The organism is Mumia sp. zg.B21, assembly GCF_019550855.1.
GTDB lineage: Bacteria > Actinomycetota > Actinomycetes > Propionibacteriales > Nocardioidaceae > Mumia.
The window spans coordinates 984,124-1,009,467 of record NZ_JAHWCJ010000001.1 but is presented as its reverse complement, the minus strand read 5'-3'; the positions used below and the strand labels follow the sequence as shown (position 1 = coordinate 1,009,467).

At 70.9% G+C, this 25,344-nt stretch carries 25 protein-coding genes and 1 riboswitch; of the genes, 22 read left to right on the top strand and 3 right to left on the bottom strand.

Features of this window, described 5'->3' with window-relative positions; genetic code table 11:
• The first annotated feature begins 66 nt into the window (after positions 1–66).
• The gene (locus tag KV100_RS05015; protein WP_220341779.1) at positions 67–786 is read left to right on the top strand and encodes a hypothetical protein; all 720 of its coding nucleotides are present in this window, start codon (positions 67–69) and stop codon (positions 784–786) included.
• Here the strand turns inward: KV100_RS05015 and KV100_RS05010 are convergent.
• Complete coding sequence (locus KV100_RS05010) at positions 777–1,649, bottom strand: hypothetical protein (protein WP_220341778.1); 873 nt, start codon at positions 1,647–1,649, stop codon at positions 777–779. The two genes, KV100_RS05015 and KV100_RS05010, sit on opposite strands and share 10 nt — an antisense overlap.
• Positions 1,650–1,652: 3 nt before the next feature.
• Positions 1,653–2,528 (bottom strand): tryptophan 2,3-dioxygenase, encoded by an 876-nt coding sequence (kynA, locus tag KV100_RS05005; protein ID WP_308291340.1) that lies wholly within the window; start codon positions 2,526–2,528, stop codon positions 1,653–1,655.
• 32 nt (positions 2,529–2,560) lie between these two features.
• Between kynA and KV100_RS05000 the strand changes: the two genes are divergently transcribed.
• The 10 genes from KV100_RS05000 (at position 2,561) to KV100_RS04955 (ending at position 14,643) form a co-directional block, all read left to right on the top strand.
• On the top strand, positions 2,561–4,648 hold the full coding sequence (locus KV100_RS05000; RefSeq protein ID WP_220341777.1) for a penicillin acylase family protein: 2,088 nt from the start codon (positions 2,561–2,563) through the stop codon (positions 4,646–4,648).
• 54 nt (positions 4,649–4,702) lie between these two features.
• Positions 4,703–5,812, top strand: coding sequence for a hypothetical protein (locus KV100_RS04995; RefSeq protein ID WP_220341776.1), 1,110 nt, complete (start codon positions 4,703–4,705; stop codon positions 5,810–5,812).
• On the top strand, positions 5,809–6,837 hold the full coding sequence (locus tag KV100_RS04990; RefSeq protein ID WP_220341775.1) for an asparaginase domain-containing protein: 1,029 nt from the start codon (positions 5,809–5,811) through the stop codon (positions 6,835–6,837). The genes KV100_RS04995 and KV100_RS04990 overlap by 4 nt, the downstream gene beginning before the upstream one ends.
• Before the next feature lie 146 nt (positions 6,838–6,983).
• The gene (locus KV100_RS04985) at positions 6,984–8,576 is read left to right on the top strand and encodes a heme peroxidase family protein (RefSeq protein WP_220341774.1); all 1,593 of its coding nucleotides are present in this window, start codon (positions 6,984–6,986) and stop codon (positions 8,574–8,576) included.
• Between the two features lie 91 nt (positions 8,577–8,667).
• A complete protein-coding gene (locus tag KV100_RS04980; protein WP_220341773.1) occupies positions 8,668–9,489 on the top strand; it encodes a DUF72 domain-containing protein in 822 nt (273 codons plus the stop codon).
• Between the two features lie 75 nt (positions 9,490–9,564).
• Complete coding sequence (locus tag KV100_RS04975; protein ID WP_220341772.1) at positions 9,565–10,704, top strand: glucose-1-phosphate adenylyltransferase family protein; 1,140 nt, start codon at positions 9,565–9,567, stop codon at positions 10,702–10,704.
• Positions 10,705–10,752: 48 nt separating this feature from the next.
• Positions 10,753–11,337 carry a hypothetical protein gene (locus KV100_RS04970; protein WP_220341771.1) on the top strand — a complete coding sequence of 195 codons (585 nt, stop codon included), beginning with the start codon at positions 10,753–10,755 and terminating at the stop codon, positions 11,335–11,337.
• A 38-nt stretch (positions 11,338–11,375) separates the two neighbouring features.
• Complete coding sequence (locus KV100_RS04965) at positions 11,376–12,035, top strand: YcnI family protein (RefSeq protein WP_220341770.1); 660 nt, start codon at positions 11,376–11,378, stop codon at positions 12,033–12,035.
• Positions 12,032–12,571, top strand: coding sequence for a copper resistance CopC family protein (locus KV100_RS04960; protein ID WP_220341769.1), 540 nt, complete (start codon positions 12,032–12,034; stop codon positions 12,569–12,571). The genes KV100_RS04965 and KV100_RS04960 overlap by 4 nt, the downstream gene beginning before the upstream one ends.
• On the top strand, positions 12,568–14,643 hold the full coding sequence (locus tag KV100_RS04955; RefSeq protein ID WP_220341768.1) for a cytochrome c oxidase assembly protein: 2,076 nt from the start codon (positions 12,568–12,570) through the stop codon (positions 14,641–14,643). The genes KV100_RS04960 and KV100_RS04955 overlap by 4 nt, the downstream gene beginning before the upstream one ends.
• A gap of 33 nt (positions 14,644–14,676) precedes the next feature.
• On the opposite strand, the gene KV100_RS04950 is transcribed toward KV100_RS04955, so the two are convergent.
• Complete coding sequence (locus KV100_RS04950; protein ID WP_220341767.1) at positions 14,677–15,300, bottom strand: superoxide dismutase; 624 nt, start codon at positions 15,298–15,300, stop codon at positions 14,677–14,679.
• A gap of 165 nt (positions 15,301–15,465) precedes the next feature.
• Here KV100_RS04950 and KV100_RS04945 point away from each other — a divergent pair, with 165 nt between their 5' ends.
• The 11 genes from KV100_RS04945 to KV100_RS04895 all read left to right on the top strand — a co-directional run bounded on the left by KV100_RS04945 (position 15,466) and on the right by KV100_RS04895 (position 25,340).
• Positions 15,466–16,065 carry a CDP-alcohol phosphatidyltransferase family protein gene (locus KV100_RS04945; RefSeq protein WP_220341766.1) on the top strand — a complete coding sequence of 200 codons (600 nt, stop codon included), beginning with the start codon at positions 15,466–15,468 and terminating at the stop codon, positions 16,063–16,065.
• A gap of 7 nt (positions 16,066–16,072) precedes the next feature.
• Positions 16,073–16,891, top strand: a complete 819-nt coding sequence (locus tag KV100_RS04940) for a DUF881 domain-containing protein (RefSeq protein WP_220341765.1) — start codon at positions 16,073–16,075, stop codon at positions 16,889–16,891.
• Positions 16,888–17,220: a small basic family protein gene (locus KV100_RS04935; protein ID WP_220341764.1), complete on the top strand. Its 333-nt coding sequence runs from the start codon at positions 16,888–16,890 to the stop codon at positions 17,218–17,220. The genes KV100_RS04940 and KV100_RS04935 overlap by 4 nt, the downstream gene beginning before the upstream one ends.
• 8 nt (positions 17,221–17,228) lie before the next feature.
• Entirely contained in the window at positions 17,229–17,972 is a 744-nt protein-coding gene (locus tag KV100_RS04930) for a DUF881 domain-containing protein (protein WP_220341763.1), read from the top strand.
• 15 nt (positions 17,973–17,987) lie between these two features.
• Positions 17,988–18,365: a glycine cleavage system protein GcvH gene (gcvH, locus tag KV100_RS04925; RefSeq protein ID WP_220341762.1), complete on the top strand. Its 378-nt coding sequence runs from the start codon at positions 17,988–17,990 to the stop codon at positions 18,363–18,365.
• A 116-nt stretch (positions 18,366–18,481) separates the two neighbouring features.
• Positions 18,482–18,952, top strand: coding sequence for an FHA domain-containing protein (locus KV100_RS04920; RefSeq protein WP_220341761.1), 471 nt, complete (start codon positions 18,482–18,484; stop codon positions 18,950–18,952).
• On the top strand, positions 18,949–19,674 hold the full coding sequence (locus KV100_RS04915) for a MerR family transcriptional regulator (RefSeq protein WP_220341760.1): 726 nt from the start codon (positions 18,949–18,951) through the stop codon (positions 19,672–19,674). Before KV100_RS04920 ends, KV100_RS04915 begins: the two co-directional genes overlap by 4 nt.
• 10 nt (positions 19,675–19,684) lie before the next feature.
• Positions 19,685–20,158, top strand: coding sequence for a bifunctional nuclease family protein (locus KV100_RS04910; RefSeq protein WP_220341759.1), 474 nt, complete (start codon positions 19,685–19,687; stop codon positions 20,156–20,158).
• Between the two features lie 125 nt (positions 20,159–20,283).
• On the top strand, positions 20,284–20,877 hold the full coding sequence (locus KV100_RS04905) for a MerR family transcriptional regulator (protein ID WP_220341758.1): 594 nt from the start codon (positions 20,284–20,286) through the stop codon (positions 20,875–20,877).
• Positions 20,878–20,931: 54 nt separating this feature from the next.
• Positions 20,932–21,022, top strand: a riboswitch (glycine riboswitch).
• A 74-nt stretch (positions 21,023–21,096) separates the two neighbouring features.
• A complete protein-coding gene (gene gcvP, locus KV100_RS04900; protein ID WP_220341757.1) occupies positions 21,097–23,997 on the top strand; it encodes an aminomethyl-transferring glycine dehydrogenase in 2,901 nt (966 codons plus the stop codon).
• On the top strand, positions 23,994–25,340 hold the full coding sequence (locus KV100_RS04895) for a serine hydrolase domain-containing protein (RefSeq protein WP_308289320.1): 1,347 nt from the start codon (positions 23,994–23,996) through the stop codon (positions 25,338–25,340). Before gcvP ends, KV100_RS04895 begins: the two co-directional genes overlap by 4 nt.
• The last annotated feature ends 4 nt before the right edge of the window (positions 25,341–25,344 follow it).

Sequence of the window (25,344 nt, the reverse complement as noted above, 5' to 3'; positions counted from 1 at the left end):
TCCTCGAGACAGGCAGCAGATCCTCGGCGAGTGTCGCAGACGCCACCACGGGGTACCCGCTCAGACATGACGCCGCCCCGTTCCATAGCCGCTTTCCCCGCTCACGTCGGTGGCGGTCTGCTCGCCGGGGCGTCGTTCGGCCTCGCTGCGCTCCGACGGTTCACCGCGAAGCCGCTGCACCCGCGTGGTGCGGTCGTGGAGGCGACGCTGACCCGCAGCAGGGTGCAGGACCGTGCCCGTGCGAGCGGTGTCGCCTGGATCGACGGTGCGGGTGTCGACCGGGTGCTCGCCCGGACCTCGAGAGCGGTGGGGCTACCAGCCAGAGTTCCGGACGTGCATGGGTTGGCCCTGCGGGTGCCGACGGGACCAGGTCGGCACGGGGACCTGCTGCTCGCCTCGACCGGGTGGGGCGGCGTCGGCCGGTTCTTCCTGACGGCGAGCCGCGTCCCGACGGCACGGCCGCTGACCACCTTGCTGCCGTACCGCACCGCTGGCGGCCCGGTGCTGATCGGGGCTGAGCACGTGGACGGAGACGGCAGGGTCCGGCTGTCGTGGGCGCGTCTCGCGGGGCCGTGGCACGCGTTCGCTGTCCTGGAGCTCCCCGCTGCGCCCGGTGTCGGCGCCGACGCCTCGGTCGACTTCGACCCGGTGCGCTGCACCCTGCCCGGCCTGGAGACGTACGCCTGGGTGCGCCGTGTGCGAGAGCCTGCCTATGCCACGGCCCGCGCGGCTCGATCGAGCCGAGGCGTCGGCAGGCGCGTCGAGAGCCGCAGCCGTCAGCGCTGACGGACCGCTTGTGCCGAGGCGAACCACATCGGGACATCGGCCTCGCGCGGGGGTTCGTCGATGGGGATCCGAGTGGCCATGCCATCGGGGTGCAGGGTCAGGGGCCACGGGTCGGTCAGGGCGTCGAGGATGGTCTCGCGATCGAGACCGGCGCGGATCATCGCGGCGATCTCGCGCGGATTGACGCCGAGCGGGAGGTCACCGTTGCCGAGGTCGGTGCCGTACAGCGCGCGACCGCCCGCGGCGTGGAAGACTCCGAGGTTCGTGACGGCGGTCTGCTGGCCCGACCCGCTGTCGCGGTGGATGTCGAGCGTCGTGATCCATCGCTGTCCTTGGTCCACCGCGCTCTGCACGAGCGAGGCGTCGAGCGGCTCGGTCCACGGGGTGTGGGCGAGCGCGTGGATGCCCACCTCGACGGCGAGCTCGGTCATCCCCGTCCCCTCCACGTGGGCGGCGACCGGGACTCCGTGCCGCTCCGCCGCAGTGACGACGCCGGCGAGCGTCGATCGGTCCGGCACCGGTCCGGCGTCGGTATTCAACGTCACCTTGACGACCGTCGCACCGCTCGCGACCTGCTCGGCGACCGCCTCCGCGGCATCGGCGGGTGAGCGGATCTCACGCACGGCGCCGTCCGGGCACCAGGGCCGTGCGCTCGGGTAGCCGCCGGGCGCAGCGAGGAACGCACCGGCGTGCCGGACGTACGGCAGCCCCGCCGCGTCGGCAGCGGCGGCGAGGGAGGCCACGGCCGGCGGTGCACCGCCGAGATCGACCACGCCTCCCAGTCCGCACGCGAGGAGCTGCGGCACGTCGATCAGCTGGAGGTGGACGTGGTGGTCCACGAACGGCGGAAGGAGACCCGCCACGGGTCAGCCGCCGATCTCGGTCCGTACGGCGAACAGCTCGGGGAAGAACGTCAGCTCCAGGGCACGCTGCAGGAAGGGCACCCCGCTCGATCCACCCGTGCCGCGCTTGGTCCCGATGATGCGCGAGACCGTCCTGAGGTGACGGAACCGCCACAGCTGGAAGTTGTCCTCGAGGTCGACGAGCTCCTCGCAGGTCTCGTACGCCGACCAGTGGTCGTCTGCGTCGGAGTAGATCGACGCGAGGACCGGCACCAGGTCGGGGCGGAAGGTCCACGCCTTGGTGACGTCGCGCTCGAGCACGTCGGCGGGGATGGCGTAGCCGGCCCGAGCCAGATAACGGAGGAACTCGTCGTACAGGCTCGGTGCCTCGAGGACGTGCCGCAGGATCTCCCGGTGGGCCGGCTCGGCGTCGAAGACGGCCAGCATCGCCTCGTTCTTGTTGCCGAGGACGAACTCGACCGCGCGGTACTGGTACGACTGGAACCCGCTCGCGTTGCCGAGGACGCCGCGGAACTCCGCGTACTCGGTCGGTGTCAGCGTCGCGAGGACCGACCACTGCTCCGCCAGCGTGCGCTGGACGTGCTTCACGCGCGCGATGCGTTTGAGCGCCGGTCCGAGCTCGTCGGCGCGGAGGAGGGCGCACGCACTCTCCAGCTCGTGCAGCACCAGCTTGAGCCAGAGCTCGGTGGTCTGGTGCTGCACGATGAAGAGGAGCTCGTCGTGGTGCTCCGGCCTGCTGATCGGGCGCTGCGCCGACAGCAGGGTGTCGAGATCGAGGTAGCCGCCGTAGCTCATGCGGTCGGAGAAGTCGGTGACGACACCGTCCTCGACCGTACGGGTGTTGGCGTGCACTCCGTGCCTTGTCTCGTCTGAGCTCACCCGAACACGGTAGGTGATGCCACACTTCGGGCATGAACGCCCGCCTGTTCCGCGACGCGTACGGGGTGCCGCACGTGCGTGCGGAGTCCCTCCTCGAGCTGGCGGAGGCGCAGGGACGGGTGACGGCTCGCGACCGCGGTGACCAGATCCAGGTCGAGCACTGGCGAGCGCAGGGCACCCTCGCCGAGCACATCGGGCGCGATGGCGTCGCGTGGGACCGCTTCGCCCGGAGCGCGCGGATCGCGGACACCGCACGGCGGGCGTCAGAGGCCCTCGACCCCGACGACCGGGCGTGGGTCTCGGCCTACGTCGACGGGGTGAACGCCGTCCTCCCCGAGGCTCGCTGGCCCGAGTGGGCGCCGCTGGGGATCCTGCACGTCACGCACCTCCTGTTCTCCGACCTGCCCTCGCTGCTCTGGCGAGAGCACGTCCGGCGAGCTCTCGGCGACGCGTTCGTCGACGTCTTCCACGCCGACACCGCGACCGGGTCCGGGAGCAACGCGTGGGCGCTGCACGGCTCACGGACGAGCACCGGCGCCCCGCTGCTCGCCGGAGACCCGCACCGCACCATCGGGATTCCCGCCGTCTACCAGCAGATCCGCCTGGCATGCCCGGGTGTGGACGTGGTCGGCCTCGCCTTCCCGGGAGTGCCGGGTGTCCCGCACTTCGGTCATGCGGAGAAGGTCGCGTGGGGCATCACGAACGCGGCCGCTCACCACGTCGACGTCTTCCGCGAGCGCCTCCGTCGCACCGAGAGCGGGGAGGTCCAGGCGTACGGCCCGGCCGGGTGGGAGGCCGTGGCGTCGGGGGAGGAGGTGATCGCTGTACGCGATGACGATCCGGTGGCGGCCGGCTGGATCGAGACGCCGAGGGGCCTCGTCGTCGCAGGCCCCGGTCTCGGCCCGGGCTTCGGTCCCGAGCGGCCGGGGTACGAGGTCCTCGCCTACTCGGCGCGGTTCCCCGCACGCGCCACCTCCGACCTGGGGACCGCCGCGCTGCGGCCGCTCCTGCAGGCCCGGTCGGCCGAGGAGGTCGCCGCCGCCTTCGGTCGCTGGGTCGACCCGGTGAACCGGGTGCTGACCGCCGACCAGGACGGGAAGGTGCTGAGCCTGACTGCCGGGCGCGTGCCGGAGACCGGTGCCACGGCCCGACGTCGATCTCGCGACGGCTGGGAAGCCGGGGTCGAGAAGGTCGCGTGGAGGCGGCTGCCGCCCTCTCGCGCGATCCACGACTGCGCCGTCGATGCGAACGAGCGCCCCGAGGACCCGGCGCTGCGCCTCGGGCACGCCTACTCTCCGCCGCACCGGGCGAGGCGGATCCGTACGCTCCTGGACGAGCTGCTCGACGCACGAGGAGCGCTCGCCGTCGAGGACATGCACGACATCCACCGCGACACGCTCGCCTCGAGCGCAGTCGGCCTCCTCCATCACCTCCCAGCGCCCGGGGATGCCGCCGTCTCGGCGCGGGCTCACGAGCTGGCCGCACGCCTGCGGGCGTGGGACGGGCGGATGGACGCCGCGAGCGTGGAGGCTGCCGCCTTCGCCGCCTGGCGCAGCGCACTGGTGGGTCGGCTGGCCGATCTGCCCGCGCTGGCGGCGTTGCACGCCCCCCACGAGATGGGACCGGTGCTCGACCCGTGGTTCGACGTGCGCGCGAGGATCGCCGACGGCCTGGGCGTGCTCCTCGCCGCCGACGGGCCGGCCGGCCCGCTCGGCATCGACCGTGCTGCCGTGGCGCGCGACGCCTTGGAGGACGCGGCAGCCCGAGACGGCGGTGAGGCCTGGGGCGACCGTCATCGGCTCGAGCCCCAGCGCGTGCTCGCCGGCGTGCCCGGTGCCGCGTTCGCCCGACTGCCCAGAACGGGTCTCTCGGGTGACACCGACACCGTGCGGTCGACCGCGACGATCCCGGGAGTCAGCGACGTCTGTTCGCGAGGGTCCGTCGCTCGGTGGATCTGGGACCTGTCCGACCGCTCCCGGAGCAGGTGGGGGGTCCCGTTCGGTGCGGCCGGTGATCCTGCCAGCCCTCATTCGCTCGACCAGCACGAGCACTGGCTGGACGCCCGGACGGTGCCGATCGCGACCGGCTGGGACGCGCTCACCGAGGAGCACCTGCCGTGAGACCTCTCGACGCTCCGCTCGTCGCGCAGCTGGGCGCCGACTAGGAGGACGCGGATGAACGAGTCGGTGGACATGACGGTGTTCTGGGCAGTGGTCGCCGCGCGCCTGCTGGTCCCGTTGCTGATCTTCACGTTCCCCCTGCCGGGGATCGTCGCCTGCATGCTGCTCGACGGTGTCGACCAGACGATCTTCCAGACCTTCACGTCGCTCGACCTCACGCACTACCAGAGCTATGACAAGGCGCTCGACGTCTTCTACCTCTCGCTCGCCTACGTGGCCACGATGCGCAACTGGACGAGCCGCCCGGCGTTCGAGGTGGCCCGGTTCCTCTTCTTCTACCGCCTGGTGGGGACGACGATCTTCGAGCTGACCGGCGGCACCCACCGGTGGCTGCTGCTGGTCTTCCCCAACACGTTCGAGTACTTCTTCATCTTCTACGAGCTCGTGCGTCTGCGATGGGACCCGAAGCGCTTCTCGATGCGCTGGTGGATCGCCGCGGCAGCGGTGATCTGGGTCGTCATCAAGATCCCGCAGGAGGCGTGGATCCACGTCTTCAAGCTCGACCTGACCGACACCATCCGTGACGTCGACTGGTTCCTGCCCGCGATGGTCTTCGCGGCACTCGTCCTCGCGGCGGTCTTCTGGTTCGTCGTACGACCGCGGCTCGCCCCACCCGACCACGCCTGGCAGGTCGTGGCGCCACCGATCCCCGCCGAGATCGACAGGGAGCGGGAACGCGCGGCGTTCCGGGTCGCGCACGGCAAGGTCCTGGATGCCCAGCTGGGCGAGAAGACCGTGATCGTCGCGCTCGTGAGCATCATCATCGCCAACATCGTGCCGAGCGTGCGTACGTCGCCGTTCGACATCGCCGTGAGCTGCACCGTGCTGGTGGTCGTGAACTCCTTCCTCGGACTGTGGACAGCCCGACGCGGTGGTGGACTCGAGTCGGCGGTCACCACGTTCTTCGCGCTGTCGGCGCTCAACATCGGACTGGTGCTGGTGGCGAGCCTGGTCCTCCCGAACAACGAGCAGTTCTTCCTCACGGCTGGCTTCTTCTTCGTGTTCCTCCTGACGCTGATCGTCAGCCTGTACGACCGCTACCGTCCTGTGCTCGACGTCCGGACAGGTGGCGGGCGAACGGGACCGGTAGCCTCGGCGCCGTGACCGACGGCCTGACGACACGCGGACGTGCCGATGTCCGGACGTCGCCGGGACTCGGCGGGCGGCGCGGCGTCCTCGTCATCGTCACCGGCGGCACCGCCACCATGTCGCCGGGATCCGGCGGCGGCCTGGAGGTCAGTGCCGAGGGCGTCGACGTGCTGCGGGCGGTGGTCGACGGATGGGCGGCGGTCCGCCACGTCCCGGCCGAGCTGGTCCTCGACCTCCCGCTGCGAGACAGCGCGGAGATGGGTCCGCAGGACTGGAACCGGTGGCAGCGGCAGATCCGTGCGGCGCTCCCGTCGGTCGCCGGTGTCGTCCTCGTGCACGGCACGGACAGCATGGCCTTCAGCGCCGGCGCTCTCGCGTACGCGCTGGCCGACGCCCCGCGTCCGGTGGTGCTCACCGGAGCCCAGCGTGGCCCGAACGAGCCGGGGAGCGACGTGGCGGACAACCTGAGGCTCGCGCTCGACGCCGCCATCGAGGACCGGCCCGGGGTCTCGGTCGCGTTCGCCGGGCGCGTTCTCGCCGCCGCGACGGCATGGAAGCGCTCCACCACCGACCTCGACGGCTTCGCCGGTGACCCGGGCACCAGCCGGCGCCGGTCGGCACTCCTGCCGGTCGACCGCTTCCAGGCGTACGCCGCGGAGCGGTTCGTCGCCCTCGCCACCGTCACTCTCGACCACTGGCACGACCAGCTCGCCTGGTCACGGGAGCCGGCCGGTGTGGTGGTGCGGGTGTTCGGGGGCGGGACCGCCCCGCGTGACCCGGTGGCCGAGTCACGACTTCTGGACCTGCGCGACGCGGGGATCCCGGTGGTGGCGGTGAGCCAGACACCGGCGGCCGTGGTCGATCTGACCCGGTACGCCGCCGGTCGGGTCCTGGTGGAGGGAGGCGTGGTGAGCTGTGGGGCGATGACCGTGGAGGCGGCGTACACGAAGCTCCACTACCTGCTCGGCTGCGGGCTCACCTACGACGAGCTGACCGCGGCCCTGGCCGAGGATCTCGTCGGCGAAGCTCGCCTGGCCTGACACGACCTGGCTGATTTGTCCGATTGCAATCACGCCTGATCGTGACCCTCGTGCGGGGCAGGCTCGAGATCGGCGGGCCCTCGACCGCCACCACGCCGGCGCTGTCGTGCCGGTGTCTCGGGAACCCCACCTGTGAGGAGAGCACCATGGCCACAACCATCGGGCACGAGACGACCTCCGCCGAGGAGCGCCCGCCCACACCGGCGCCCGAGCCGACCACGCCCACGAGGCCGGTCCACCACGGGGCGTCACAGCGCGGGATCGACATGATCCCGTCGTCGTCGTTCAAGTCCGGCCGCTTCGGACGGATGTTCCGACACCTCCCGGTGTTCGAGCATGCCGCCGACGACATGACCGCTCTGGCACAGCGCATGGTCGAGCCGGCCGGACCACCCGCCGCAGAGAACCCCGACATCCCGTCCGGGTACACCTACTTCGGGCAGTTCGTCGACCACGACATCACGTTCGACCCGGTGTCGAGCCTGCGTCGTCAGAACGACCCGGACGCGCTGCACAACTTCCGTACGCCGCGGTTCGACCTGGACTCGCTGTACGGGCGCGGTCCCGCGGACCAGCCGTACCTGTACGACGACTCCGGCCCGGTGACGAAGATGCGGCTCGGTGAGGACGTCGGCGTCGTCCCGACCGAGACCAGCGGCGCGGGGCCCGACCTCCCGAGGAACGAGCCCCGGCAGCGCACGAGCGGTGAGGAGGTCTTCTTCGGGCGGGCGCTCATCGGGGATCCCCGCAACGACGAGAACCTGCTCGTGTCACAGCTCCACGTCTCGATGCTGCAGTTCCACAACCGCGTCGCCGACGTCGTGGGAGCGACCACCCCGCTCACTGGCGACGACGCATTCAAGGAGACCCAGCGCCTGGTCAGGTGGCACTACCAGTGGGTGGTCGTGCACGACTTCCTCCGGCGGATCGTCGGTCAGGCGGTCGTCGACGACATCCTGCGCACGGAGACCTTCGTCTCCGGCCCCGACGGGGCGACGACGTCCTTGGTACGGCCAACGTTCCAGTTCTACGAGCCGGCCCACGAGGCCTACATCCCGGTGGAGTTCGCCGTGGCGGCCTACCGGTTCGGGCACTCGATGATCCGCGGCCGCTACCACATCAACGACTTCGTCCGGAACGCACGAGGGGCGCAGGGCCCCATCCCGATCTTCGGCACGGAGCTGCCGCCCGACGAGCTGTCGAACCTCAACGGCTTCCGTCGCCTGCCTCCCCAGTGGGCGGTCGAGTGGAAGTTCATGGTCGACATGCCTGGCTCGGATACTCCTGCGCAGGCGTCGCTGCCCATCGATACGCAGCTCGCGCGGCCCTTGGCGGACCTTCCGCTCTCGGTGTCGGCACACCCGCCGCACGCCCTCGCGGAGCGCAACCTGCAGCGCGGGGTCGCGCTCGGGCTTCCGGCCGGCAACACGGTCGCCCGCGCGATGGGCGTCGACCCGCTCGACGCGGCCACGCTCGGGATCGGCGACCTCAGCGAGGACCTCCGCATGCATCCGCCTCTGTGGTTCTACATCCTCAAGGAGGCCGAGACGCTCGCGGACGGCAAGACGCTCGGACCGGTCGGTGGGCGAATCGTCGCCGAGGTCCTCATCGGTCTCCTCAACGAGGACCCGCTGTCGTACCTCAGCGTGGAGCCCAACTGGAGGCCGCAGGCACCGATGGCCCGCGACGACGGCAGCTTCGACCTGCCGCAGCTCCTGCGGTTCGCCAAGGAGGGATGATCACCGTACGAACCTGCGCGTGACGAACCCGGCGGTGGAAACCAGCGCTCGTACGTCGGCATGGCCGATACCGGGCCGTTAGCGTGGAGCCATGGCAGGGTCGCGACGCGTTCGGGTCGGGATCTCGGGCTGGAGCTACGGATCATGGCGCGGAGACTTCTACCCACGAGGGCTCAGACAGGCCGACGAGCTGGCCTACGTCGCGCAGCGCATGGACACCGCTGAGGTCAACGCGAGCTTCTACCGACTGCAGCGGCCGACCACGTACGCGCGCTGGTACGAGGCGACGCCGCAGGGCTTCCGGTTCGCCGTGAAGGGCAGTCGTCTGCTCACGCACCTCCTTCGGCTGCGCGACGCGGAGCAGCCGCTCGCGACCTTCCTCGCCTCCGGCGTGCTCGCGCTGCGCGAGAAGATCGGGCCGCTCCTGTGGCAGCTCCCGGCCCGCGGCGCCCCCACCCCGGAGTCGCTCGACGCGTTCTGCAGCCTGCTGCCGCGCACGTACGGTCAGGCCGTCACGCTGGCACGCCGGCACGGACCGCAGGTCGGTGGCGATCGTGTCTGGCTGCCGGGCGCCGTCGAGGGAGGGCAGCGCCCGATCCAGCACGCGGTGGAGGTCCGGACCACAGACGGGCTGGACGAGGTCGTCGAGGTGCTCCGGCGCCACCGCGTCGCACTGGTCGTCTCCGACGGGGCAGGCCGGTGGCCCATCATCGAGAGGCCGACGGCCTCGTTCGCCTATGTGCGGCTGCACGGCCACACCGACCTCTACCACGGCGGCTACTCGGTCCAGCGGCTCCGGACCTGGGCCGACCGCATCAGATCCTGGGACCAGCCGACGTGGGTGTACTTCGACAACGATGCGGACGGACGCGCCCCGTACGACGCCGTCGCCCTCGGTCGGATCCTCGGCTGATCGGGACTCGTCACGACGACGTGGCCGCTGCGCTCGCGACCGGCGGGGCGACCACGGCGAGCCTAGAGTTCCAGGATGGACCGTCTCGACATCATCGCCATCGTGCTCGCCGGGGGCAAGGGAAGCCGCCTCGGCGAGCTCACCGACCGACGCGCCAAGCCCGCTCTTCCGGTCGCCGGGACCTACCGGCTCGTCGACATCGTGCTGTCGAACCTCGTGCACAGCGGGATCAGCGACGTGTGGATGATCGAGCAGTACCTGCCGGGCAGCCTCAACGAGCACCTCGCGCACGGCCGCCCGTGGGACCTCGACCGATCCTGGGGAGGGCTCCAGGTGCTGCCGCCCTTCGAGGGGACGGAGGGGAGCGGGTTCGCGCAAGGCAACGCCGACGCCATCGCCCGCCAGGTGGAGGCACTGCGAGACCGCTCGCCCGACGTCGTCCTCGTCCTGAGCGCCGACCACCTCTACACCCTCGACCTGCGCGACGTCCTCGAGACGCACACGAACGCGGACGCCGACCTCACGGTCGTGACCACCACAGGCGTCCCGGACGCTTCACGCCACGGCGTCCTCGAGACCGACGACGACGGCCGTGTGACCGGCTTCGCGTACAAGCCGGACGAGCCGGCCACCGACCTGGTCGCCGCCGAGATCTTCGTCTACCGGACGACGGCGCTCCTCGACACCATCGACGAGCTCCTGAAGAAGCACGACCAGCTCGACGACTACGGCGACCAGCTCGTACCTCACCTGGTGGACCACGCTCGCGTGGTGGAGCACAGGCTGGAGTCCTACTGGCGGGACCTCGGCACGATCAACGGCTACTGGCAGGCGCACATGGACCTGCTGGACCGGACCGGTGTCAGGCTCGACGACCCGCAGTGGCCCATCCGGACCGCAGCACCCGTCCGCCTGCCGGCCTGGCTCGCGCCGTCCGCCGAGGTCCACGAGGCGCTGCTCGCCCCCGGCAGCCGCGTCGCCGGCTCGGTGCGGCACAGCGTCGTCGGACCGGACTGCCAGATCGCCGAGGGCGCCGAGATCATCGACAGCGTCCTGCTCGAAGGGGTCAGCGTCGGGGCAGGGGTGCGTCTCGTGGGCGTGGTGGCCGACGCCGGCGCGGAGATCACCGGTGGCTCGGCGCGCGGTTCCGACGACGCCGTGACCTTGATCAGCGCCGACGGCAGCGTCTCCGACCGCGAGCCGCGCGAGGGGTGAGGCCGGGGACCTCGAGCCCCCACGACGCGGTCAACTAGGCTGGCGGGCGTGAGCACGGTCGTCCACCAGGCAGCAGGCGCGCCCCTCTGGCGCGCGGCGCGCGCCACGGTGGTCGCCGCGACGGCGCTCTGCGTCGCGTTGCTCGGACACCTGTCCGGCGGGGGTTCTGTCCCGTCCGGCCGGACGGTTGTGGTGACCGTGGCGGTCGCGGCCGCGCTGGCCTACCGCCTCGCCGCGCGCCGGTGGACCGTGCGGACGTTGAGCGGGTTCGTGCTCGCGGTCCAGGCCGGCGTCCACCTCTGGTGCTCGATCGCGGGAGCCCAGGCCGGGCCCGTCGCTCCATCGACGGCATCGCCGGGTGCCGTTCCCGACGCGGCGATGCTCGCCGGCCACCTCGTGGCGACCGTCGCGACCGTCGCCCTGCTCCGCCACGGCGACGCCGCCCTCGTCAGCGTCCTGTCGCTGGTCGTCGCCCGGCCGGTGCGCCGCCTCGCGTACGCCGCAGGTGCGCTGGTCGTCCCGGTTCTCCCGCGTCCGTCGCGTGACGTGCGGTGGGCGACCGACTCGTCGCCGCCGGCCGTCCTTCTGCTCGGCCCGACGGTCAGCCGTCGCGGCCCCCCTGTGCGGGTCTGACCCTCCGTCACGCACCCCCACCAGCAGAAAGCACCAGCATGAAGACGTTCGTCGTGCGATCCGGCGTGCTCGCCGGATCTGCAGCCCTCGCCCTCGCCACCGTCCCGCCGGCCGCCGCCCACGTCGGCGTCGACGCCCCGGACGCGGCGAAGGGTGGATGGTCCACCCTGTCCTTCCGCGTCCCGACCGAGTCCGACACCGCCAGGACCACCGGTCTCACCGTCACCTTCCCCAAGGGCGTGACGTTCGAGTTCGTCAGCACCCGGACGAAGCCGGGGTGGAAGGTCACCAAGGTCGAGGACCGGTCCGTGACCTGGACCGCCGAGCCCGGCGCCGGTATCGCGCCAGGCGAGTTCGACGTGTTCGACCTGCGGGTCGGACCGCTGCCCACCGACACCGACACTCTCGTGTTCCCCGCCACCCAGACCTACTCCGACGGCTCTTCGGTGGCCTGGGACCAGCCGACCGAGGAGGGAGCCGAGGAGCCCGAGCGCCCCGCGCCGGTGGTCACACTGGCCGACGCCGGGGAGGGCGGCCACGGGTCGCACGGCGCCCAGACCACCGACGACTCCTCGGACGCCGCCGACGACGACTCCGAGGGCGTCGACGGCTGGTTGGTCGGCGGGATCGCGGTCCTGGCCCTCGCGGTCGGCGTGCTGGGCGCCAGCCTTGTCCGCAGGAGGTCACGGTCCTCATGAACCGGGCCGCTCGCAGCGTGCGCGACGCCGCGCTCGTCTGCGTCTCCGTCGTCGGGCTGCTGCTGCTCAGCAGCCCGGCGGCGGTCGGTCACGCCGCCCTGGTGTCCAGCTCGCCCGAGGACGGCTCCACGGTGGCGACGCTGCCCGCCGAGATCGTGCTGACCTTCAACGAGAGGGTCACCACGCCCGCGTTCGTCGTGGTGGAGGCCCCTGACGGCACCGACGTCACGGCCGGCGAGGCACGGACTGACGGGGTGGCGGTGCGCGCCCGGCTCGACGACGCCGAGATCGCGGGGGAGTACCGGGCCTCGTACCGCGTCGTCTCCGCCGACGGCCACCCCATCAGCGGATCGGTGTTCTTCACCGTGACCGAGGGGCGTACCGTCGACAAGACCCGGGCCGACGACCAGGAGGCCCACCAGGAGAGCTTCCTTCACGCGCACCGTGCACACTTTCTGTGGGGTGCCGCCGGAGTGGTCGCCGCGGCAGCGCTCCTCCTGTGGCCGCGGCGGCGAGAGGACAAGGAGTCGTCATGACCGCGCCCGTGCGCTGGACCCTTGCCGGGTTCCTCGTGACGTCCGTGACGCTGTACGTGGCGCTGCAGCTGGGGGGAGCGGCGCCTGAGCCGCCGCCTCCGGGGATCCCCGACCCGGGGCCGTTCACGGGATGGGCGATCCCTGCTGTGAAGGTCGTGTCCGACCTCGCCGGCCTCGTGACCGTCGGCTTCCTGACGACCGCCGCGTTCCTGCTGCCCTCGAGCGCCCGCGAGGTACAGGGGCTCTCGGCTCGTGCCGTACGCCGGGCGGCTGTCGCTGCCCTCGTCTGGGCCGCCGCCGCTCTCGTCCTCTTCGCGCTGAACGCCGCCGCGACCCTCCTCATCGGCGTCGACGAGCTCTCGTGGAGCGTCCTGACACAGTTCTTCGACGGTTCCTCGCTGGGCTGGGCGCTGGTCGCGCAAGCGGTGATCGCACTGCTGGTGGCCGTCCTCGCCCGCCGCACCTTCAGCGTCAGGGCCACGGCGCTCCTGCTCGGGCTCGCTCTCGGAGGGTTCGTCCCGCAGGCCCTCTCGGGACATGCCGCCGGATCGGGGTCCCACGACCTGGCCGTGGTCAGCATGCTGCTGCACCTCGCCGGCGCCGCGCTCTGGGTCGGCGGCCTCGCCGGGCTGGCGTGGATCGCGCTCCGCGGGAGCCGGCGGCTGCCGGCCGGCGTGTCGCGGTTCTCGACGCTCGCGCTGTGGTGCGTGGTCATCATCGGGATCTCCGGAGTGGTCAATGCGGCGACCCGCCTCCAGGACCTCGGCGACCTCGACTCGCAGTACGCGCTGCTGGTGTGGGCGAAGGTCGCTGCGTTCGTCGTCCTCGCGATGATCGGCCTCCTGCACCGTCGCCGTACGGTCGTCGCGCTCGAGCGCTCCGGCGGTCTCGTCGAGGACGGGCCCGCACAGGGGCGCGCTCGCTACCTGTTCCTCCGCGTCGCCGCGGTCGAGCTCCTCGTGATGGGGATGACGGTCGCGGTCGCAGTCGCCCTGTCCCGTACCCCCACCCCGCGGCCGGCCGACCTCTACCAGTCGCCCGCCGAGGCGATCCTCGGTGGGGCGCTCCCGCCGGCGCCGACGCTGTGGCACCTCGTCTGGGGGTTCACCGCCAACGGCGTCGGGCTCGCCGTCGTCGGGCTCGGGCTCGCCCTGTACGTCGCGGGCCTGCGGGTGATGCGCCGTCGCGGCGACACGTGGCCGCTCGGACGCACGATCGCCTGGATGTCGGGTCTGCTCATGGTCGCCTGGGCGACCTTCGGCGGCCTGGGCGTCTACTCGCACGTCCTGTTCAGCGCCCACATGGTGTCGCACATGGTGCTGAGCATGGTCGCGCCGATCCTGCTCGTCCTCGGTGCGCCGGTGACGCTGGCGCTTCGGACGCTCCCTGGTCCGAGGCAGAAGGGCGACGTGTCCCCGCGCGCGATGCTCGTCTCGTTGCTGCACTCACGCTTCGTCAGCGTCGTGACGTTCCCGCTGTTCGCCGCGGCGATCTTCGTCGGCAGCCTGTACGGGCTCTACTTCACCCCCGTCTTCGAGAACGCGATGGAGAGCCACATCGGCCACGGGCTGATGGAGCTGCACTTCCTCGCCGCAGGCGCGCTGTTCTACTACGTGATCATTGGGGTCGACCCGTCTCCGCGGCGGCTCGCCCCCCTCTGGCGGTTCGTGATCCTCCTGGTGACGATCCCGTTCCACGCGTTCTTCTCGATCGCGTTGATGGCGATGACGACGGTCGTCGCGGGCGGCTACTACACCTCGCTCGACCGCCCGTACGCCACCGACCTGCTGGAGGACCAGTATCTCGGCGGCGGGATCGCCTGGGCGATGGGCGAGGTGCCGCTGGTGCTCGTGATGGGCGCCCTGTTCGTCCAGTGGTTCCGGTCGGACGCGCGTGAGGCGGTGCGTCACGATCGCAGTGCGAACCAGAACGACGACGCCGACCTGACGGCGTACAACGCCTATCTCGCGCAGCTCGCCGAGCAGCGCCCGAGGCGCGGCCCGGGGGAGAGGACCGAGGAGACGGCAGGAGCCCGGACCGACCCGAAGGCCGACCGGGCTCCCGACCGCTGAGGCGGCTAACGCCTCAGCACGCTGCGCGTGCGGTCACGGCACGTAGAGCGACGTGGTGTTCGTGCGCGCTGCCTCGAACCGGGCCTGGACGTCCGCCCAGTTGACGACGTTCCACCATGCCTTGACGTAGTCCGCCTTGACGTTCTGGTACTGCAGGTAGAACGCGTGCTCCCACATGTCGAGCATGAGGAGCGGGACCAGTCCGACCGGCAGGTTGCCCTGGTGGTCGTACAGCTGGCAGATGATCGGGCGCTGACCCAGCGTCTCCCAGGCCAGGATGGACCAGCCGGAGCCCTGGATACCGAGTGCCGTCGCCTCGAAGTGGGCGCGGAACTTGTCGAACGACCCGAAGAAGCTGTCGATCGCAGCACCCAGCTCGCCATCGGGCTTGTCGCCGCCGTCGGGCGACATGTTGGGCCAGAACACCGAATGGTTCACGTGTCCGGCGAGGTTGAACGCGAGGTTCTTCTCCAGGAGGTTGACAGTCGACAGCCCGTTGGTGTCGCGGGCCTCGGCCATCTGCTCCAGCGCCTGGTTGGCGCCGTTGACGTACGTCTGGTGGTGCTTGTCGTGGTGCAGCTCCATGATCTTGCCGGAGATGTACGGCTCGAGAGCTCCGTAGTCGTACGGCAGATCGGGCAAGGTGTACTCAGCCACGTGTCCTCCATCGATTCTCTTGAGTTGTGCTCACAGTCTCGCAGCCCTCACGGCGGTGCAAGCGCCGGGTTCGTCAGGTGATCCACCGAGCGCGTATGGGCAGCGGTTAGTCTGGGGTCGGCCGTGACTCCCGCGTCAGCGACGCCTCTCGAGTGAAGGAACCCAGTGACCGCCGCCCCGAACGCCTCGAGTGCCGAGCGTGTCCTGACGATCCCCAACGCGCTCAGTGTCGTCCGCCTCCTCGGCGTGCCGGTCTTCTTGTGGCTGGTCCTCGGCCCTGAGGAGGACGTCCTGGCCCTCGTCGTGCTCGTGGTCTCGGGCATCACCGACTACCTCGACGGCTACCTCGCGAGGCGGCTCGGCCAGACCTCCAAGCTCGGCGCGCTGCTCGACCCGATCGCCGACCGGCTCTACATCCTGGCCGTGGTCTTCGGTCTCGCGATGCGCGACATCATCCCGTGGTGGCTGGCCCTCATCCTGCCGCTGCGCGACCTCATGCTGTTCGCGCTCGTGCCGTTCCTGCGGACCCGCGGCTACAGCTCGCTGCCGGTGCACTTCCTCGGCAAGGCCGCGACCGCCGGCCTCCTGTACGCGTTCCCGCTGCTGCTCCTCGGTGACGACACCGGCACGGTCGCCGGCCTGGCCCGCGTCTTCGGCTGGGCGTTCGCGATCTGGGGCGTCGCACTCTACTGCTGGGCCGGTCTGCTCTACGTCTGGCAGGTAAGACGTCTGATGACGACCATGCCGCCGGTGAAGGCCCGCTAGGAGCGCCGTGACGGACCGCAGCACGACGTCGGGGGACGTCACGGGCAACTCCATGACGCTCCTGCAGACCATCACCGACAACCCGCTCGACGACGACTACTACACCCACGCGCCGCACGCTCGCACGTCGCGCGGGCGTCTGGCCGCCATCGCGGTGGTGGCGTTCTTCACCCTGCTCATCACTCTCGCCCTGCTCCAGACCCGAGCGAGCCGCCCGGCCGTCGAGACCGAGCGCGCCGTGCTGACCGGCCAGATCGACCAGCGCAGGACCGAGATCGCCGCCTTACAGGAGGACGTCGCCGCGCTGAGCGGGTCGGTGGCACGGCTCCGACGTGAGGAGTCGGGGGCCGAGGGGCTGGCGAGGGCTCGCGAGCAGGCCGCCGTCGTCGGCACGGTGGCCGTGACCGGCCCGGCGCTGCGCGTCACCGTCGACGGGGCACCGGACGCCGACGCAGGCAGTGCTGAGCGGGTTCGCGACAAAGACCTCCAGCTCCTGGTCAACGGGCTGTGGCAGGCCGGTGCGGAGGCGATCGCGATCAACGGCAACAGGCTGACCGCGATGTCCCCGATCCGTTCTGCCGGAGAAGGCATCACGGTCAACTACCGCTCGCTCACGAGCCCGTACGTCGTGACCGCGATCGGAAACCCGCGTACGCTTCCCGCCAACTTCGCCGAGACCCCTGCGGCGCAGGCCTGGAGTGGACTGAAGGAGAATTTCGATATGCGGTTCGACGTGAGCGCGCGCACCGAGGCCACCCTCCCCGCGGCGCCCCGTCGCGCCTCGACGATCCGCAACGCAAAGGTGCTGGAGGTGGAGGAGAAGTGATCGCCGTCCTCGGCCTCGTGGTCGGAGCCGCGTTGGGGCTCCTCTTCGAGCCGACCGTGCCCGCCGGCCTCCAGCCGTACCTCCCGATCGCGGTCGTCGCCGCCCTCGACGCGGTGTTCGGTGCGATCCGGGCGTACCTCGACGGACGCTTCGACGACAAGGTCTTCGTGGTCTCGTTCATCTCCAACGTGCTGATCGCGGCGCTCATCGTGTTCGTCGGCGACCAGCTCGGAGTCGGGTCCCAGCTCTCGACGGGCGTCATCGTCGTGCTCGGGATCAGGATCTTCTCCAACGCCGCAGCGATCAGGAGGCACCTCTTCCATGCCTAGGCAGAGTCATGAGTGAGCGCCAGGCACCCGACTCGGCGAAGGCCTGGGCGCGCGTCAGGCACGCCCTCACCGGGCGTCCGACCCGCGGCCAGTGGGTCGTGGCCGCGCTGTTCCTCGTGCTGGGATTCGCTGCGGTCACCCAGGTCCGCTCGGCCAACGACGACGGCTACGCCGGCATGCGCCGCGACGAGCTCGTGAACCTCCTCGAGACCCTCGACAGCACCGAAGACCGGTTGACGCAGCAGCGCGCCGACCTGTCCGCGACGCAACGACGTCTCCAGCAGAGCTCCGAGCGCAACCAGGCCGCGATCGAGGAGACCCGCAAGGCGGCCGACACGCTGGCCATCCTGGCGGGGACGGTACCGACCGTCGGACCAGGCGTCGTGATCACGATCGAGGACCCTGACTCCACGGTCGGGGCGAGCACGCTCCTCAACGCCATCGAGGAGCTTCGCGACGCCGGGGCAGAGTCGATCCAGGTCAACGGCGTGGTCCGGGTCGTCGCCCAGTCCTACGTCACCGACTCGCCCGAGGGCGGGGTCCGCATCGACGGCCGCGAGGTGAAGCGACCCTTCGTGATCGAGGCGATCGGCGACTCCCATACGCTGGACCAGGCCGTGGTGTTCCGAGGCGGGCTCGTCGACCAGGTGGAGGCACTCGGTGGCGACGTCGCCGTCGAGCAGACGAAGTCCCTCGAGATCACCGCACTGGCCGAGGAGCGCGAGGCCGAGTACGCTCGGCCCGCACGTTGACGACGAGGAGTGACCGTGATCCCCGAAGACCTCCAGTACAGCGCCGACCACGAGTGGATCCGGCTCGACGGCGACACCGCGACGATCGGGATCACCGACTACGCGCAGGACCAGCTGGGAGACATCGTCTACCTGCAGCTGCCGGCGGTCGGCGACACGGTCGAGGCGGGCGCGGTGATCGGAGAGCTCGAGTCGACGAAGTCGGTGAGCGACCTCTTTGCGCCGGTCACCGGCGAGATCGTGTCGGTCAACGATACGCTCGAGGCGAGCCCGGAGACGGTCAACGCCGACCCCTACGGCCAGGGCTGGCTGATCACGGTCCGGGTCGCCGATCCGGCGGCGCTCGACGGCCTGATGGACGCCGCCGCGTACGGGGCGGCGACCGAGTCCTGATCGGCCCCGCCGTGATCCCGTGTGTCGGTTGACCGCCCCACGGCGGGCACGTAGGTTTCATGCAACAGTCGTCAACCTGAAGCACTGGTTGAGAGTAGCGAAGGGGATCCCCGCCAATGTCGCGCACGAACGAGGACGAGCCGAACCAGGACGTCCCCGAGAGCCCGTCTGAGACGACGTCGACCATCTCGTTGCCCCCGACGTCGGACACCGACCTCGGGTCGGGCGGTGGGTTGAGTGCGGACGACGCGGCGGCGCTCGATGCGCTGCCGCCGGGTTCGGCCCTCCTGGTCGTCCAGCGGGGGCCGAGTGCCGGCTCGCGCTTCCTCCTCGACACCGAAGAGGTGTCGGCGGGACGTCACCCCGACAGTGACATCTTCCTCGACGACGTGACCGTGTCGCGGCGTCACGCCGTGTTCCGGCGTACCGAGGAGGGCTTCACCGTGAGCGACGTCGGCAGCCTCAACGGGACCTACGTCAACCGCGACCGGATCGACGACGTCCTGCTCAGCAGCCGCGACGAGGTGCAGATCGGGAAGTTCCGCCTGGTCTACTACCCGAGCGCCGCGGGGAGCACCGCTTCGTGACCCAGGCCGCGCCGAACGCCGCGCGGTTGAGCATCGGGGAGGTGCTCGACGAGCTTCGTACGGACTTTCCGGACATCTCGATCTCCAAGATCCGTTATCTCGAGACCGAGGGCCTGGTGGAGCCGGAGCGGACGCCGTCGGGCTACCGGAAGTTCTCCCGGGCCGACGTCGAGCGCCTGCACCTCGTGCTGCGCGTGCAGCGGGACACGTACTGGCCGCTGAAGGTCATCCGGCAGAAGCTGGACGACCTCGACCGGGGGATCCTCTCCTCCGACGACGAGGGGACCCTTCAGGTGCCACGGGTGATCATGTCCTCGGACGGGCTGCCTGGGCCTGACACGTTCGCGAGCAGCCCGAAGGGCATCCGGTTCCGACGCTCCGAGCTGCTGCAGGCGTCCGAGATCGACGAGGATCTGCTGGACGAGGCGGAGCAGTACGGTCTGGTCGCCCCTTCGTCCGGACACTTCACCGAGGCCGACGTCGTGATCGCCAAGACGCTCGGCGAGCTCGCGGCCTTCGGGCTGGAGCCGCGGCACCTGCGCTCGATCCGTACCGCTGCCGACCGCGAGGTGAGCATGCTCGAGCAGATCGTCGAGCCCCTGCGACGGCGGCGCGATCCGGAGTCTGCGGCAAGGGCCGACGAGACCGCGCGCAACATCGCGTCGCTCTCGGTGCTGCTCCACACGATGCTCGTCAAGAACGGACTGCGCCACCGGGGGTAGGCTGAGTCTCGTGCGGGAGCTCGATGTTGTCGGCGTTCGGGTGGAGATGCCCACCAACAATCCTCTGGTGCTGCTCCGTGAGGTCTCGGGGCCGCGCTACCTACCCATCTGGATCGGTGCGGTCGAGGCGACGGCGATCGCCTTCGCCCAGCAGGGTGTGGTGCCGCCCCGGCCGTTGACGCACGACCTCCTCAAGGAGGTCATCGAGGCGCTCGGGGACGAGCTCACCGAGGTGCGCATCACCGAGGTCAAGGACCACGTCTTCTATGCCGTCCTGGTCTTCGCCTCGGGCGCGGAGGTGGAGGCGCGCCCGTCCGACTCCATCGCGCTCGCGCTGCGCACAGGCACGCCGATCTACTGCGACGAGGACGTCTTGACCGAGTCCTCGGTGGGTGTGCCTGACGAGGAGGAGGAAGAGGTCGAGAAGTTCCGAGAGTTCCTCGACGAGATCACGCCCGAGGACTTCGAGCAGGGAGGTTCCTGACCCCAAAAGTCATCCTGGACTCGAGGTTCAGGGTCATCCCGGCGAGTCGCGGCCGATGTCGTTGACCCCCCGGGGGAGCGGCCCTACTTTGAACGGGCAGATGATGGTGCGAGACGGAGGCTCCGGTGAGCGGCAAGCAGAACTCGACGACCCAGCACGACGAGGGTGTCGCCGCGGCGCGTGAGGCGGCCAGCGATCAGGGCCTCCTCTTCGACGACGACGTGGCGAGAGTCCCGGAGGACACGGGCTTCCGTGGGCCGAACGCGTGCAAGGCGGCGGGGATCACCTACCGGCAGCTCGACTACTGGGCGCGCACGCAGCTCGTGGAGCCGTCGATACGGGATGCCAGCGGCTCGGGCACCCAGCGGCTCTACTCGTTCCGCGACGTGCTCCTGCTCAAGATCATCAAGCGCCTCCTGGACGCCGGCATCTCGCTCCAGCAGATCCGCACGGCGATCCAGCACCTCCGTGAGCGCGGCACCGACGACCTGACCAGCGTGACCCTGATGAGCGACGGAGTGTCGGTGTACGAGTGCCGCTCGGCCGACGAGGTCATCGATCTGCTCCAGGGCGGCCAGGGTGTCTTCGGCATCGCGATCGGTGGGGTCTGGCGCGAGATCGAGGGCACGCTCTCCGACCTTCCGAGCGAGCGCATCGTCACCGGGGCCGATCCCGACGACGAGCTGGCTGCGCGCCGCAAGGCGCGTCGCGTCGGCTGACGCACGGCCTCCGCTGTCCGGCCCGGCGGTGCTAGCCTGGCCGGGTACGGCCGAACACGTCACGCGGGAGAGCCCGCGAGCGTCGCGGCGCCGAAGGGGCAATTCCTCCCCGGAACCTCTCAGGCACCAGGACCGCGTGACCCAGGCACTCTGAAGCGTGACGACGCGTGACAGAGGGGGAGGGTTGACCGACCCACCCGAGCCTGCGGGAGATCGCCGATGAGCGACCAGTCCACGTCCCTTTCCGGGCCAGCACGGCCCACGCTGTCCGAGCTGGCCGGCGCAGCACCGTTCGCCACCCGCCACATCGGCCCTGACGCCGCCGAGCAGGCGACGATGCTCGAGGCGCTGGGTTATCGCAGCCTCGACGACCTGATGTCTGCAGCCGTACCCAAGGGGATCCGTCTCGGCGAGACCCTGTCGTTGCTGCCGGCGCTGTCGGAGCCGCAGGTGACCGGCGCGCTTCGCCAGCTCGCCGACCAGAACAACCCCGGTGTCGCGATGATCGGTCTGGGCTACCACCCGACCGTCACACCGGCGGTCATCCGTCGCAACGTGCTCGAGGACCCCCGCTGGTACACGGCGTACACGCCGTACCAGCCCGAGATCTCGCAGGGGCGGCTCGAAGCCCTGATCAACTTCCAGACGATGGTCGCCGACCTCGCCGGGCTCCCGACCGCCAACGCCTCGCTCCTGGACGAGGGCACGGCGGCGGCCGAGGCCATGACGCTGACGCGCCGGGCCGTGCGCGCCAACGCCACCAAGCCGTTCGTGGTCGACACCGGTTGCCTTCCCCAGACGCTCGCCGTCGTCCGTACGCGTGCCGAGGCGATGGGCATCCCGCTCGTCGAGGCCGACCTCTCCGGGGGACTTCCCGACGGCGACCTCTGCGGTGCGCTCGTCGCCTACCCTCGCCACGACGGCGCGATCATCGATCCCAGCGACGTCATCGCCGCCGTGCACGAGCGTGGCGGTCTCGCGGTCGTCACCGTCGACCCGCTCGCGTCGACGCTCCTCGCCTCGCCCGGGTCGCTCGGCGCCGACGTCGTGGTGGGCTCGAGCCAGCGCTTCGGCGTGCCGATGTTCTACGGAGGCCCTCACGCCGGGTTCATCGCCGTCAAGGACGGGCTCGAGCGCCATCTGCCCGGCCGTCTGGTCGGCGTGTCCGTGGATGCCGAGGGCCGCCCGGCGTACCGGCTCGCGCTGCAGACCCGCGAGCAGCACATCCGCCGCGACCGCGCGACGTCCAACATCTGCACGGCGCAGGTGCTCCTCGCCGTGGTGGCGTCGATGTACGCGGTCTTCCACGGGCCCGAGGGCCTCCGGCAGATCGCCTACCGGGTGCACCGGTCCGCGGCCGTGCTCGCCGAAGGGCTGCGCGCGGGTGACGTCGAGGTCGTGCACGAGACGTTCTTCGACACCGTCCTCACCAGGGTCCCCGGCCGGTCCGACGACGTCGTGAGCGCAGCCCGGGCCCGCGGTATCCACCTACGGCGCGTCGACGCCGACCAGGTGGCGATCTCGACCTCGGAGGTCACGACGCCGTCGCACCTCGAGGCGGTGTGGGAGGCCTTCGGGATCGACGGACTCGACCTGCCCGCGATCGACGCCGCCGCCCGCGACTCCCTGCCGCAGGCACTCGAGCGCGAGGGCGGCTTCCTCGAGCACCCGGTCTTCAACACCCACCACTCCGAGACCGAGATGCTGCGCTACGTGACGCGGCTCGCCGACCGCGACTACGCGCTCGACCGGGGCATGATCCCGCTCGGCTCCTGCACGATGAAGCTCAACGCGACCACCGAGATGGAGCCGGTGAGCTGGCCGGAGTTCGCCGACCTCCACCCGTTCGTTCCCGGCGAGGACGCCCAGGGCACGCTGCGGCTGGTCAAGCAGCTGGAGTCCTGGCTCGCGGAGGTGACGGGCTACGCCGCGGTGTCGGTGCAGCCCAACGCCGGGTCGCAGGGCGAGCTCGCAGGGCTGCTGGCGATCCGCGGCTACCACCGCAGCCGCGGCGACGTGCACCGTGACGTCTGCCTGATCCCATCCTCCGCGCACGGGACCAACGCCGCGTCGGCGGTGATGGCCGGCATGCGCGTCGTCGTGGTCAAGGCTGCCGACGACGGCGAGGTCGACCTCGCCGACCTGCGCGCCAAGTGCACCGAGCACGCCGACGACCTCGCCGCGATCATGGTCACCTATCCGTCGACCCACGGCGTCTACGAGCACGGGATCACCGAGCTGTGCGACGTGGTGCACGGTGCGGGCGGCCAGGTGTACGTCGACGGTGCCAACCTCAACGCGCTCCTCGGGCATGCCAAACCGGGTGAGTTCGGCGGCGACGTCTCCCACCTCAACCTCCACAAGACCTTCTGCATCCCGCACGGCGGAGGCGGACCCGGTGTGGGTCCCGTCGCGGTGGCCGAGCACCTCAAGCCGTTCCTGCCGAGCCACCCGATGGCACCGCTCGCCGAGGACCGCGAGGGGATCGGGGCGATCAGCTCCGCCCCGTACGGCTCGGCCGGGATCCTGCAGATCTCCTGGGCCTACGTCGCCCTCATGGGCGCTCAGGGACTCACCGAGGCCACCTCGGTCGCCGTGCTCAACGCGAACTACGTGGCGCACCGCCTCGGTGAGCACTTCCCCGTGCTGTACGCCGGCGACCACGGGCTGGTCGCGCACGAGTGCATCCTCGACGTCCGCCCGCTGACGAAGGCGAGCGGCGTCAGTGTCGACGACGTGGCGAAGCGGCTGATCGACTACGGATTCCACGCTCCCACCATGAGCTTCCCGGTCGCCGGCACGCTGATGGTCGAGCCGACGGAGTCGGAGTCGCTGGCCGAGATCGACCGGTTCTGCGAGGCGATGATCGCGATCCGAGCCGAGGCCGAGACCGTCGCGCGGGGCGAGGTGGCCTTGGGGGAGAGCGCGCTGCGTCGCGCTCCGCACACGCTCAAGGCGCTGGCAGGTGAGTGGGACCGCCCGTACGACCGTGACCTCGGCGCCTTCCCGACCGGGAGCCACGTCGACAAGTACTGGCCGACGGTCGCCCGGATCGACCAGGCCTACGGCGACCGCAACCTTGCGTGCGCATGCCCGCCTCCGGAAGCATTCGCGGAGTGACCGGACAGACCGACCCCGTCCTCCCTCCGACCGCTCTCCACCTCCACGCCGCCGTGGCGTCGGCACAGGCGACCAGCCGCGCGCCGTCCCTCAGCGCGGCCGTCGTCCGCGACGGGTCGGTCGTGTGGCACGGCGCGCGGGGGACGTCGGTGCGCGCCGGAGAGACCGCGCGACCGGCTCCCGCGACCCAGTACCGCATCGGGTCCCTCACCAAGACGCTCACCGCTGCGCTCGTGATGCAGCTGGCTGACGAAGGCGCGCTCGACCTGGCAGACCCCGTCGCCATGTACGTCCCCGAGGGTCCCTTCGCCGAGGCCACGATCCGTGGCCTGCTCTCGCACGCGGCCGGTCTGCCGGCGGAGCCCGCCGGCCCGTGGTGGGAGCGCAGCCCCGGTGGCTCCTACGAGGCGCTGGTGGGCGCGAACGCCAACGCCTCGCGCGTCCTCGCGCCGGGGGAGCGGTACCACTACTCGAACCTCTCCTACGCGATCCTCGGCCGCGTGGTGGAGGCGCTTCGCGGCGCGCCGTGGGCGGACGTGCTGACCGAGCGCATCCTGGCTCCGCTCGGCATGTCCCGCACGACGTACGCCGCTGCTGCACCGCACGCGGACGGCTACTCGGTCGAGGCCCTCACGGGCATGCTCGTCGCCGAGCCGCTCCAGGACACCGGCGCCATGGCCCCGGCAGGCCAGCTCTGGAGCACACCGGCCGACCTGTGCCGGTGGCTCGGGGAGCTCGCCCGCCCGACACTGCTCAGCGATCACGCGATCACCGCGATGACCACGCCGCAGTCTGCCGACCCGGACGAGAAGGGCGCGGGCGCGTACGGGCTGGGCCTGCGGCTGTCGGTTGCGGGGGAGCGCGTCCTGGTCGGTCACGGCGGATCGATGCCTGGATTCCTCGCCGGTGCGTACGTGGACCGTGACAGCGGCGTCGGCGCCGTCGTGCTGGCGAACACCGCGTACGGACTGGACGTGGGCGAGCTGCCGCGCACGCTGATCGAGACCGTCCTTGCGCACGAGCCGGTCATCGCCCCGGAGTGGACACCGACCCGCGAGCTGCCCGAGGGCGTCCGTGAGCTCCTCGGCACCTGGCACTGGGGTCACCAGCCGTTCACGATGGCCTACGACGGCAACGTCCTCGTGCTGGCCGCCGACGGGGGCAGGGCGTTCACGTTCGCGCCCGACGGAGTCGATCGCTGGATCGGGCTGAGCGGCTACTCGCTGGGGGAGCCTCTCCAGGTCGTGCGACGCGAGGACCGCACGATCAGCCACCTCGACATCGGCACGTTCTGCTACACCCGCGTCCCGTACGACCCGTCGGTCCCGATCCCGGGCGCCTGACGGC